A 12898-nucleotide genomic window follows, 5' to 3' on the forward strand; every position below is an offset into this window, starting at 1 on the left:
TCCTCCTTGATCGATCTATCCCAGTGAGCCGCCCTCGCTTTACACACCGCGCTTGTTTCCCCAAAGAAGCGTGTGCAGCTGGGGCAGGATGTGGACATCGGCCAGCTCCTCCGACTCGGCGGCTTGTTCGACGAGCCATTCCAACCGGCTGAGAAGCTTCACGCGAAGGGCATCGACCTCGGAAGCGGCCACATCGGCGTTGCCCGTCTGCAAATAAAACGGAACGCCTGGGTAACGGCGGTGCACCTCTTTCGCATACGACAAATCGTCATCGTCAAACACGACGACTTTCAAGCTGACGCGCCGCGCCCGGCTTCGATCGGCCTGCAGCCGTTCGATGATTTGATCGAGCGCCGCCCAGTCGGTGTCCATCCCCGAGCTTGGCGGTTTCGGGGAAAGGGTGACGTCGTCAACGTCAAGCAGCCAATCCTGCCAGCGGCTCCCTTGCGTTTCGACCGCCACTCGCACCCCTTTTTCATGAAGGAGCGCGACGAGCTCACCGAGCGCGGCGATCAGCAGCGGGTTGCCGCCGGAGATCGTCACGTGGCGGAAGCGGCGGCCGCCAATCGCTTCAAGCCGCCGCCAAATGTCGTCGGCCGTCAGCTGCTCGATCTCGTCTTTGGCCGATCCGTCCCACGTAAACGCCGAATCGCACCAGCGGCAGCGGTAGTCGCAGCCGGCGGTGCGGACGAACATCGTCTTTTGGCCGATCACCATGCCTTCTCCTTGGATGGTCGGACCAAAAATCTCCAACACCGGAATCGTGCGCGCCATTACCGCTCCCCCGCTTTCGGACGGTAGACGACATAGCTCGTCGGCGTTTCGCGGACAAACACTTGCAAACATTTCGGCTTGTGCGGCAGCGTATCCAAATAGCGCTGAATCGTTTCATAAATCGTGCGCGCCACCACTTCCGTCGTCGGAAACCGGTTCGGGTCGTGACGGTCAAACCAATCGTTGTGATCATTGAGCAGCGTATGGTCCAATTTTCCGTGGACAAGCTTCTTTACCGTTTGAAAGTTGACTAAAAAGCCGCTCTCATCGAGCTCGTCGCCGGCGATCGTCACATTGACGATGTACGTATGGCCGTGCACGTTGGCGCAGCTCCCGGCCGCTTTGTGCGGGATGAAATGGGCGGCAGCGACGTGCATATCTTTGTTCAACTCATAGCGGTAGTGATGCGTCACCTGCGGATAGAGCTGGTGCATCATCGCACCTCCACCTCCGCTTTTTCCCGCAAATATTCCTCCAACCCGCGCTTGCGCAGCACGCACGCTGGGCATTCGCCGCAGCCGTCGGCGATGACGCCGTTGTAGCACGTCAGCGTCTTCGTGCGGATGAACTCGAGCGCCCCGAGCTCATCAGCGAGCTTCCACGTCTCCGCTTTCGTCAGCCACATGAGCGGCGTATGAATGACAAATTCGTAATCCATCGCTAAATTCAGCGTGACGTTCAATGATTTGATAAATACATCGCGGCAGTCCGGATAGCCGCTAAAATCGGTTTCGCACACTCCCGTCACCATATGGCGCGCACCCCGCTGTTTGGCAAGCACGGCAGCGAATGATAAAAACAATAAATTGCGCCCGTCCACAAACGTCGTCGGCAGCTCACCTTCCTTTTGTTCAATGGCGATGTCGCGCCGCGTCAAGGCGTTCGGCGCCAACTGCCCGAGAAGCGACAAATCAAGCACCGTATGGCGGACGCCAAGTTCTGCGGCGATGGACGAGGCCACTTCTATTTCTAGACGGTGGCGCTGGCCGTAGTCAAACGTCACCGCTTCCACGTCACCAAACTGCTTTTTCGCCCAAAACAAACACGTCGTGCTGTCTTGACCGCCGCTAAAGACGACGACCGCCTTTTCTTCCTTTCGCTTCATCCTCATCCGCCTCCTTCTGAATGAGCAGAAGAAGAGGTTTCCAAAACAAAAAGGCCATACCCCTAGGATACAGCCGTCCCTAGTTTTTTATAGAGGGTGTTGCTAGAAACCTCTCCCGTACAAACGTACAGAATTGCATTCTTCTGTTTTCTTTCTCACTATACCATACTTACCGCTTTTGTTGTAGCGTTTTTTTCACCTTTTCCACCACCCACACGCTGATGCATAAAAGTGGAACATAGACGGCGACAAGATACAATCCGAGCTTGGCCGTCCATTGGCTGATCCGTTCGATGTCGGCTTTCTCTTGAAGCAAGAGCGTGCCGATAAACAAAATGACAAGAAGCACAGGCAGCGAACGGCGCTGCTGGACGGCAAACAGCTGTTTCACAACTCGCGTCGCCGCCCAAACCGAGAGGGTGATGATCGGAAACACGACAAGCACATAAATCGAGATGACGATGTATTCCATCCGTTCGATAAACGGCACTTCAGGAATTTTCGCCAGCGTCAACGTCGGCCATGTTAAGTGCTGAATTTGTTCTTGATTATAAAACACGATCGAGATAAGAATGATGACAAGATAAATGAAGGTCGTAAAACCGTTGGCGGCATGCGCCCATTTTTGCGAAGACGGCGCGTTTTTCACAAATGGGTAGTACATAAGCAGCATTTCAAATCCTAAATATTGCAGCGTCATTTCTTTCGACGCGCTGACGAGCTGCCCAAACGAATGGTCGAATACCGGCAGCAAGTTTCGATACTGCGCGTACTCCAGCGGAAAAAATAACATTGGGAAAATGGTCGCCAGCGGAATGACGACCCCCCATACACATAGTCCTACCACGACGCGAAATCCGCCCAGAACGGCGTAATAGGTGAGCGCCAAAAAAATGAGGCTGAACTGCCATGTTCCCATGAGCGGAAACACCCATACTTTAATGATTTCAATGTACGCCTGCAGCACTGTCAGCGCCGCCAACAGATAATAACACATCACCCCTACGCTCAACAGGCCGCCAAACCACCGGCCCAAATAATGTTGATGAAGCGAGACAATATCCCCGCCGAAAGGAGCGCGGGAAAGCAGGCGATACATCAACCAAATGAACAAGTGGGCGGCCAGCCCGGCCAGAAGCACGACCATCCAGGCATCCTGCCCGACCGCTTTCATCAGCGGCTGTTGGAAGCTGAGCGCCCCAACACCAATCTGTGTAGCGTGGACGACGAAAAAAACGAAAAACGGGGAGATGAGAAACCGGTCTGGAATCGGCTGTTTCATGGTCTTCCCTCCTCATAGCCCCCATCTTATTCGCCAATGCCCGTGTGCACGATGTCGACCGTCACATGGGGGCGGATGTCCAAGTCCGGGTATTCGCGGTAAAACGCAGCCTGATCCCAATGTCTTGTTACACTGCGAACAAAATCGCCGAAGCCAAGCGGATCAATTCGTTTTTTTTGAAAATAACGGAATAAACGTTCTATATTGTGCTCCAATTCGTTTTCCATCTTTTTTTTTACGTTATCCAACTGCTTCCCCATGAGCGGATCAAACCATGACGGATAATCTCGCACCGAGGCATGAATATGAACGAACACATCGAGGCGATGGCGGCTTCCGTCACGTTTCCATTCAAATTTCGGCTTCGCCCATAAGTTTTGCAGCATGACCCGATCCTCGCCTTGCTTTCCGCGATTGCCAACCTTCAGCTGATAAACGCCGTTTTTCGTTTCCCCGAGCAAAATTTTCATTAAAAAGGCATCGCGCAAGCTGACGTGCCCGACATAGTTGTCGTCGCGAAACAACGCGAGCCCCTCGAGCTTCACAAAATCGCCTTTTTTCTCAAAGTACGGCAAAAACGGATCGCTCCCCGGGGAAAAGTAGCGATACAAAAACAGATGCAAGTTCGTCTTCGGCAAGTTCATCGACTGTTCATTTTGCTCGACGAGGTTCGGCAAATAGAGCGTATCGCTGAGCGTCGTCTTCGCTGTGATGTGCAACAGCTCCTTGGCGCTGCCTTTGGCCACGCCAAGCAGCAAATGGCTTCCGACTTTGTTGTTGCGTGCCAAGCTGTGCGTAATCTGCGTCACTCCCCGCTTCGCAAACTCCTTGCCGAACAAAATGAGGCGCAGCTGCCCCTCCTCGATCGGCAACGGCGATTTCGACGACAGGCGCGGAATGAGATCGTACATCGTCGGTGATGTCGTCGTCAATAAATTGGGTTTCGTCATCGGTCCTTGTTTGAACGTCGGGTACACGGCTGTCCCTGTATAACGGCCGTTTTCAAAATCATATCCCATCTCCTGAATAATTTGAATCTCGTCGATCGGGCGTGATGAACTGGCGCACCCGCCTAGCAACAGCAGCGCCCCGATCCATAGCCACCCGCGCCGCATCAACATCCCCCTTTACTCATCAATATCGCGCTTTTGCTTCTCGTCAAAACGGACGGCGATCATGTCGGCCATCGTACTTTACTCATCAATATCGCGCTTTTGCTTCGCCTCCTTCGGGTCAAAGCGAAACCGCGACCGCGGGCGAAGAAACTGCGGCCGCTCCGCCGCTTGGCTGTACGGGGAGCGAATAAAGGTATCGTTCAAATGCGGAAACCGCAACGGATAAAACGGCACCAAATACGGATACCCAAACGACTGCAGCCGGCCTAAATGAATGAGCAGCCAACAGACGGCAAAAGCAATCCCAACCCCGCCCCAGCCGGCAGCAAACAAAATGAATGGAAACCGAATGAACCGAATCGTGTTGGACATTTTGAAAATCGGCGTGGTAAACGACGCGAGCGCGGCCAAGGCGACGACAATCAACAAAATCGTGCTCGTCAAACCGGCGTCGACGGTCGCCTGCCCGATCACAATCCCGCCGACAATCCCGAGCGTCTGCGCGACTTTCGTCGGCAGCCGCGCCCCGGCTTCACGCAGCAGCTCAATCGTAATTTCCAAAAACAGCACTTCGAGCACGGGTGGAAACGGCACATTGGAACGCGAATAAATGATCGGGCCGAGCAGATCCTCGGGAATCATTTCGTAATGATACGTCAACACGGCCACATAAACCGGCGACGCCAGCACGGAAAACGCCACGCCGAAAAACCGGATCAGCCGAAAAAATGAACCGAGTACCCACGGCAAATAGTAATCTTCCGGCGACGTAAAAAAATCGAACAGCGCCGCGGGCCCGATCACCGCATACGGCGAACCGTCGCAAAGCACCGCCACTTGCCCGGAAATGAGGGCATACACCGCGCGATCGATCCGCTCGGTCGAGATAAAAAGCGGAAACGGCGTCCGCGAATTGTCGGCGAGCAGCTGATCCAAAATCGCGTTGTCAAACACGACATCGAAGTGAATCGTCTCAAGCCGCTGCGTCACCGTTTGCACCACTTCCGGATTGGCCACGCCGTCGATATAGGCGACGACGACTTTCGTTTTCGATACAGAACCGATCGCCATTTCCCGAAACACCAAATTCGGGATGGCGATTTGCCGCCGGAGGAGATGAAGGTTGACGCCAATGTTTTCGATAAACCCGACTTTCGGCCCGACGACGCTGAACTCATTTTCCGAATCGTTGTTTTCCCGCAGCCCTAAATTGTCAGCAGGGGCGCTCATAAGCGCCGCTTTGTTCGGCTGCTCACGGAAGGTGACAGCGACAAATCCTTTCAGCACTTTTTCTTCGATCAGCGCCGTGTCTTCGCTCACTTCAATGCGCTGAATCGGCACGATTTGCTGCAAATCTTCCAGCCGGACGTCTGGATGCTTTGGAATGTCATTTTGCAGATGGCAAAGAATCCGCTCTTGCAACAGTTGGGGATCGACGAGTGAATCAAAATAATAAATGGAAAGCTCTTTGCCTCCAACGCGAAACGATACTTCGACAAAGTCGCTCGATTGCCGCAATTGTTCCCAAAGCTGAGAAACCGGACGCTTGGGAGGGCGTTTCTTCTTATTTTTCCAAAACGTGAACAACCCCACGTCCATCCCCTCGCTTTTCCGTTTACTCCATAGTCTCCCAGCTATCCATGAGTTTTATTCATCCTCAGCAGCCGACTTGGAGGTGGACGAACCAAGAAGGTTGGTGATTTAAAGGGGAATACTGCTCTCCAACCGTGTTTCTCAAACGGAAAAACTTTGCAACGTCATCATGTCATTCCTTGGAATTTCTCATCAATCGAGCGAATCTATTGTTTTTCGCCAGCTTTCAAGTCCACTTCCAACCATCGATGATTTTTCTTCATCCCCCTCTGATCTCCTATTGATTCGACAAAATCTTCTATATATTATTAAAAATAGCCCCCTTGGTGAAACGTGCCGACCAGAAGGAGACGCCTTCTTCCCTATCACGCCAGTGCGTGCTCTTTGGCTGGACGCGTGTAAAAGACTGACGAAAAGAAAAAGGAGAATGCCGAATGAGTGACTTGACAAAGCGACGCCGCGCGAAACAGGCGTTGAAAAAAGCGACAGAAACAGCGGAATGGCTGCGGCGGTCCATGGACCCGACGCGCCCCCTTGAGGAGCAGCTTGACCGCCTCCGCGCCTTGTTGGATGAGCGGCTCGGCCAGGACGAATACTTTGTCGTTGTCGATGAAAACGGATACGGCCTCATTCATACCAACCGTCTCCGCGAAGGACGAACCTTCGCCGATCCGGTCGGGCTCGCCGCCGCCCGCACGAACGAGCCGCTATTGCAAGTGTACGAACGCGACACGGGCGAAGTGTTGATTGACGCTAGCTGCCCGCTTTGGACAGAGCCGAGTGGAAGACGGATCAATTTGCGGCTGGGACGGCTCATGCATCGCCCGTATTTGCCGTGGGTGTTCGCCAGCCTCGTCGCCCTTCCCGTCGCAGTTGGCGGGGGAATGGCGGCCGCTCGGCTGCCTGTCTGGTTGGCCGCCTTGGCCGCGATGATAGCGGGCGCAGCGCTTTCGTTTTTCTGGGAACGGCGGCTGACAACCGAACTGCGCCGTTGGTACCGCGTTGCCCGCACCGCCTCTTCCGGCCAATTGCACGCCGAAGTGGAAACGGCGGGGAAACGGAACGAATTTCACCAAATCGCTTACGAAATCAACAAAATGATTCTCGGCATCCGCACGATGATCACCGAGCTCGGCAAAGCAGCGAAAACGGTGCGGGATGTCAGCCATGAGCAACAAATGGAAATGCGCCGCTTGTCCGAATCGTTTGACGAAATCGCTGCCGCAGTGGAAACGTTCCGTGAAGGAGCCAAGCAACAAACCGACGCCGTCCGACAAGCCGATGACGTTATCCAACAAATGGTGGAGCGCGTCCAAGGAATGCGTTCCGCTGTAGAGCGGGTCGTCAGGCAGGCCGATGAAGCGTGGTCATCGGCGGCTGAGGGCATTCGCCTCATGGACGAAACGAAAACGAATATGGATGCCATGCAGATCGGCATCGGGGAGACGACCACCTTAATCGACAAGGCGGCCAAAGAAGCCGGGCGCGTTCATGAGATGATCGCCGCCATTCGCACGATCGCCAAACAGACGAACTTGCTCGCCCTGAACGCGTCGATCGAGGCGGCGCGGGCCGGCGAGGCAGGGCGTGGGTTTTCCATCGTCGCCCAAGAGGTGCGCAAACTCGCCGAAGACACAAACGCGTTTGCGTCGGAAATTTTTTCCTCACTTGACGCTATGGCGAACGCGCTCAAAGAAGCGGTCGATGCCGCGCAAGGAAGCGGCCGGCACGTAGAAAAAACGAAAGATTCGCTGTGGAAAACCGGGGAAACATTCACGGCGCTCGGCAACATGTTTGCGCAGCTGAACGGCTTGCTTCAACAAAACGAAGCCTACGTCAACGATATCACCGCCGACGGCAGACGCCTCAGCGAATTGATGGAAGGCGTGCGCACTGTCGCCACCGAATTTTCCAACATGGTTCATGAAACATCGGCCGGGCTCGAACAGCAGACGCTCGCTCTTCATCAGCTGGCGCGCGAAGCGGATGCACTGGCAGCGGCAGCGCGCGAATTGGATAAGATGATTTCCCGCTTTCACTTCGAAAAGACCGAGAAAACCGCTGAAGTTGGTGACAGGCCCACTTCCCTTCAATGACCGGTTTTATAAAAGCAAACCCTTTTGCTTCTCGGCCGCTTGGGCAAGGAGCAAAAGGGCTTGTTTACCGCTTTGGCATGCGCCGGCGCCAAAGAAGCCATAACAAACAAATGCTTATGTAACCGAACAACGGATAGACCATCGACAACAGCTCCCCGTAGCGAAACGGGCTGACAGCAGCAAACAGCAGCACAAGCAGCACCCCAAGCGGTTTCCCGCCCCCGGGCCACCAGGCGCGCGCCTGACGTTCCAGCCCAAACAATCCGCCGATGACGGAGGTGAAAATTTCCCCGTAAATCACGACGACATAAAACCAATAAAGCACGGCGAAAAACGTCCGAACCACCTGAGCCATCGGAATTTCATCGCCCGCGTGATGCGGAAACGACAACAGCACCGTATGATTCAACAGCAGCAGCCCCGTCAGCAGCAAGCCGCCCAACACCGCGCCGCGCTTGACCACCCGCTCATTCGCCGCTTCGCGGGCGACGGGAACAAGCACCGCTTGCGCCATGGCCAAGTTAAACGCCGCATAAGAAAACGGCGCCATCATCGCTTTCAGCGAATAGTCCGCTGCTGTTGCCCCCGGTCGGCATAGATGCCCGGCTGTCGCCATTTTGAGCAAAATCGTGACGCTAAACAACACCATCATCGGCACTACAAACACATTCACGCCAAACAGCCCTTTGCGGTCGAGCAACATGACCGTCAACGCCGCGCCAAGCGTCAGCGCAATCCCCGCCTGCCGCGGCCAGCCGAGCTGCTCTTCAAACACCGCGCCCGCCCCGGCAATCATCACCGCCGTCACCCCTGCCACCATGCACGTCATCACGAAGGTCACTAGCGGACTGAGCCGTTTCCCGAACAAATAGCGATTCAATTCATCGTAAGAGGCGGCGCCAAGGCGGCGCGCCATCACCATGAGCCGCGCCCCGCCCCAAGTGAACAGCGCGCCGCTGACCGCCACCCCGATCGTCCCCGCCGTTCCATACCGGGTAAAAAATTCAATGATTTCTCTGCCCGTCGCGAATCCAGCGCCGATCACCGTACCGACATACACGGCAGCAATTTGCCACGCCTCCGCCCATTCCGTTTTTTTTCTCACCGTCTGCCATCTCCTTCTCTTGCCCTCTCTTTTCATTCCATGTATATGTCCGCAGCGGACAAGAAAGACGGCCGAACCGGAGAATGTTCCTCAATAGAAAAAACAGGCTGACCCAAAGGGTTGTCTGCCTTCAAGAATAGAAAAAACGGTGCTGACCCAAAAGGTTGTCTGCCTTCAAGAATAGAAAAAACGGTGCTGACCCAAAAGGTTGTCTGCCTTCAAGATCGACACAACATATAGTGCGGCAGAAGCAGTCAGAACGTATATATAGCAACGAAAGAGGGTATCCCGTTCCTTTTGGGACACCCTCGTCTTCGTTAGTGCGCCATCACTTGTTCGACTTGATGTTCATGCAGGGAGGCCGCTTCGACATGCACTTTCACGGAATACGTTCCCGGCGTAGCAAACGTCACCTCCGCCTGATAGTCACCGTTTCCGGCTTCTTTTGTTTCGACAAACTCATGTTTGTTGTCCGCCTGCCAAATTTCAAAACGGACGGTCGCCTTCGTCAGCGGCTTTCCGTCTTTCATGATGCGAACCGCTAAGGTCACTGGTTTTCCGGCTGTCACCGAATGGGAAGATAACGACATGGACACACTGTTGTCGTGGTGATGGCCTGCCTCACCGTGCTGATGATCCGCCTCGCCGGACGGGTGGCTGTCCGATTCTCCTTTTTCAGCCGCTTGGCTTGGATTGCCGACGACAACATCTTTTTTCGGCATGTTGTGCATATCGCGTGCCGTCACATGGGCGACAACGGAATACGTCCCCGCTTCGGTGAACGTTTTGGTGACCGAATAGCGCCCGCTGCCATCGCGCTTCGCTTTCAGCATGTCGCGATCGCCGGCGCCGTGCTTCCACACTTCAAATTTTACTTCGCTCGCATCGTCTACTTTTTCACCGCCATACGTCACGACACAAGCGAGCTTCGTCGGCTTGTTCAACTCGATATGATCGGGTATCTCCATCTTCACATCAAGCACAGCCGGCGTTTCCGTTCGCTTATTGTTGTCCGAGCAAGCCGCCGCTGTGAGGACGATCAACGTAGCCGCACACGCTAACGCGAACCGTTTCATGTTCCTGTTCTCCTTTCCATCTAAGAGCTGTCATGCCATTTGCCCGACCGGACAGGTGAACAAAACAGTCTCTTTTTCTGTTTTTCAGTTTATCATAGCTTCGTTCCACCTCTATTAGTCTTCACCATTTTTTCAAAAACATTTCATCGTTATCACAAATTTTTTTGCGCAAAACACTTGAAAGTCAAAAAAGGTCAAAGTATAATAGAGTCAGAAGATCAAAGAAAGTCAAAGTCAAACTACTAGTAACGGAGAAGGGGGTATTCCTCATGCGTTGCCAAGCATGCCAACAACGTGAAGCAACGGTGTTTGTCAACTTGCAATGGAATGGTGAGAAAAAACAGCTTCATCTTTGCCATACATGCTATGAAAAACAAAAACAGCAACTGTCAATTCCAATGAACTTCGGCTTTTCGCCGTTTTCGTTTGACGACTGGTTCGCTGGTCATCTGGCGGCGGCCAACGCGCAAGCGGCCGCGCCGGAAACAGCGGCCAAACACCCGCAGCGTCATGGCGGCGGATTTTTGGATCAATTTGGCCGCAACTTGACGCAAATGGCCAAAGCGGGCTTAATCGACCCCGTCATCGGCCGCGACAAAGAAATTGCGCGCGTTATTGAAATTTTGAACCGCCGCAACAAAAACAATCCGGTGTTGATCGGGGAGCCGGGCGTCGGGAAAACGGCGATCGTTGAAGGGCTGGCGCTGAAAATCGCCGAAGGAAACGTGCCGGAAAAATTGTTGAACAAAGAAGTGTACTTGCTTGATGTGGCATCGCTTGTCGCCAACACCGGCATCCGCGGTCAATTCGAAGAGCGGATGAAACGGCTCATCGCCGAACTGCAAGAGCGGAAAAACGTCATCTTGTTCATTGACGAAATTCATCTGCTCGTCGGCGCTGGCGCTGCCGAAGGGTCGATGGATGCCGGCAACATTTTAAAACCGGCGCTCGCCCGCGGCGAACTGCAAGTCGTCGGAGCAACAACGTTGAAAGAATACCGGCACATTGAAAAAGACGCCGCTCTTGAACGCCGCTTCCAACCGGTCATCGTAAACGAACCGACCGTTGACGAAGCGATCGCCATCTTAAAAGGCATTCAACCAAAATATGAGCAGTTCCACCACGTTCGTTATACAGACGAGGCGATCGAAGCGTGCGTTAAACTCGCGCACCGCTACATCCAAGACCGCTTCCTGCCGGACAAAGCGATCGACTTGTTGGACGAGGCCGGCTCGAAAGCGAACTTGCACCTCGGCCCGACCGATGAAAAACAGCTGCAAGAGCGGCTGATGCAAATCGCGAAAGAAAAAGAACAAGCGGCGAAAGAAGAAAACTATGAGCTGGCGGCGAAACTGCGCGATGAAGAGCTGAAACTGGAGAAACAGCTCGACCAAGGCGTCACCCAAGAACGCCCTGTCGTGGATGCCGCCGATATCGAGCAAATCATCGCCGAGAAAACCGGCATCCCGGTCGGCAAGCTGCAAGCCGATGAAAAAGAAAAAATGAAACATCTCGAAGACAACTTGGCGAAAAAAGTGATTGGCCAAGCGGAAGCGGTGCAAAAAGTCGCCAAAGCGATTCGCCGCAGCCGCGCCGGCTTGAAGGCGAAACACCGTCCGATCGGTTCGTTCTTGTTCGTCGGCCCGACCGGCGTCGGGAAAACGGAGCTCGCCAAAACGCTCGCTGAAGAGCTGTTTGGCACGAAAGACGCCATGATTCGCCTCGATATGAGCGAATACATGGAGAAACATTCCGTCGCGAAGCTGATCGGTTCACCGCCGGGCTATATCGGCTTTGAAGAAGCCGGTCAGCTGACGGAAAAAGTGCGCCGCCATCCGTACAGCATCATCTTGCTCGATGAGATTGAAAAAGCGCACCCAGACGTGCAGCACATCTTCCTGCAAATTTTGGAAGACGGCCGCTTGACCGACAGCCAAGGCCGCACCGTCAGCTTCAAAGACACGGTCATCATCGCGACAAGCAACGCCGGCGTCACCGACAAAAAAATCACCGTCGGCTTTGAAAAACAAAGCGGCGGCCCATCAAGCGTCCTTGACTCACTCAGCGCTTACTTCAAGCCCGAATTTTTGAACCGCTTCGACGCCATCATCGAGTTCAAGCCGCTCGAAAAAGCGCACTTGCTTGAGATTGTCGACTTGATGCTCGCCGATGTCAAAGCGGCGATGCGCGAACAAGGCATTGAACTCGACGTGACGGAAGCGGCGAAAGAAAAGCTGGCTGAGCTCGGCTACCATCCGGCCTTCGGCGCCCGCCCGCTCCGCCGCGTCATCCAAGAGCATGTTGAAGACAACATCGCCGACTGTCTTCTTGACGCTGACCAATCGGTGCGCGCGATCCGCATCGATGTCAAAGGAGACGCCATCGTGGCGCAAATCGCCTCGTAACCGTCTGACGAACATCGTCTCACCTTGAACAAAAGGTGAGGCGTTTTTTTATGACCAATACCACAAATCGAAAAATGTCGAATTTTCACTAACGGTTGTGCTTGGCATTTTTCTTATTTGATGAGACAATCAATTTGAAAATATTGTTAGTGTTTGTAGCGTAAAAAGCGATCCTGTCTCTCGGCTTTGGTTTTGGCATCTGAAAAGCGGGAGCCCAATTCCTCCAACCTATCTTCATGAATGGGTGATTTTATGAAGGAAAAGTTCTTTTACCCTCCCTCTAGAAATGTTGATTTATCAAGGCTTTTCGGCCCCTCAGGGGTGTCCAAAAAATATTTTTCGACAAA

General features: G+C 53.9%; 10 protein-coding genes. 2 read left to right on the forward strand and 8 right to left on the reverse strand.

Going from position 1 to position 12898, the window contains the following annotated elements; all coding sequences use genetic code 11:
• Positions 1 to 39: 39 nt before the first annotated feature.
• The 6 genes from queE to B4113_RS03245 all read right to left on the reverse strand — a co-directional run bounded on the left by queE (position 40) and on the right by B4113_RS03245 (position 5869).
• Entirely contained in the window at positions 40 to 774 is a 735-nt protein-coding gene (gene queE / locus B4113_RS03220; protein WP_033843401.1) for a 7-carboxy-7-deazaguanine synthase QueE, read from the reverse strand.
• Positions 774 to 1211 carry a 6-carboxytetrahydropterin synthase QueD gene (queD, locus tag B4113_RS03225; protein WP_033843400.1) on the reverse strand — a complete coding sequence of 146 codons (438 nt, stop codon included), beginning with the start codon at positions 1209 to 1211 and terminating at the stop codon, positions 774 to 776. Before queD ends, queE begins: the two co-directional genes overlap by 1 nt.
• Positions 1208 to 1879, reverse strand: a complete 672-nt coding sequence (queC, locus tag B4113_RS03230; protein ID WP_033843399.1) for a 7-cyano-7-deazaguanine synthase QueC — start codon at positions 1877 to 1879, stop codon at positions 1208 to 1210. Before queC ends, queD begins: the two co-directional genes overlap by 4 nt.
• A 169-nt stretch (positions 1880 to 2048) precedes the next feature.
• Complete coding sequence (locus tag B4113_RS03235; protein ID WP_033843398.1) at positions 2049 to 3161, reverse strand: GerAB/ArcD/ProY family transporter; 1113 nt, start codon at positions 3159 to 3161, stop codon at positions 2049 to 2051.
• Between the two features lie 26 nt (positions 3162 to 3187).
• A complete protein-coding gene (locus B4113_RS03240; protein ID WP_033843397.1) occupies positions 3188 to 4276 on the reverse strand; it encodes a Ger(x)C family spore germination protein in 1089 nt (362 codons plus the stop codon).
• A 78-nt stretch (positions 4277 to 4354) separates the two neighbouring features.
• Positions 4355 to 5869, reverse strand: coding sequence for a spore germination protein (locus B4113_RS03245; RefSeq protein WP_033017662.1), 1515 nt, complete (start codon positions 5867 to 5869; stop codon positions 4355 to 4357).
• Between the two features lie 434 nt (positions 5870 to 6303).
• Here B4113_RS03245 and B4113_RS03250 point away from each other — a divergent pair, with 434 nt between their 5' ends.
• Complete coding sequence (locus B4113_RS03250; protein ID WP_051985027.1) at positions 6304 to 7965, forward strand: methyl-accepting chemotaxis protein; 1662 nt, start codon at positions 6304 to 6306, stop codon at positions 7963 to 7965.
• 64 nt (positions 7966 to 8029) lie between these two features.
• On the opposite strand, the gene B4113_RS03255 is transcribed toward B4113_RS03250, so the two are convergent.
• Positions 8030 to 9070: a membrane protein gene (locus B4113_RS03255; RefSeq protein WP_033017661.1), complete on the reverse strand. Its 1041-nt coding sequence runs from the start codon at positions 9068 to 9070 to the stop codon at positions 8030 to 8032.
• 317 nt (positions 9071 to 9387) lie between these two features.
• Positions 9388 to 10146: a FixH family protein gene (locus tag B4113_RS03260; RefSeq protein WP_033843395.1), complete on the reverse strand. Its 759-nt coding sequence runs from the start codon at positions 10144 to 10146 to the stop codon at positions 9388 to 9390.
• Between the two features lie 269 nt (positions 10147 to 10415).
• Between B4113_RS03260 and B4113_RS03265 the strand changes: the two genes are divergently transcribed.
• Entirely contained in the window at positions 10416 to 12551 is a 2136-nt protein-coding gene (locus tag B4113_RS03265) for an ATP-dependent Clp protease ATP-binding subunit (RefSeq protein WP_033017658.1), read from the forward strand.
• The last annotated feature ends 347 nt before the right edge of the window (positions 12552 to 12898 follow it).

The sequence above is a fragment of the Geobacillus sp. B4113_201601 genome (genome assembly GCF_001587475.1).
GTDB lineage: Bacteria > Bacillota > Bacilli > Bacillales > Anoxybacillaceae > Geobacillus > Geobacillus icigianus.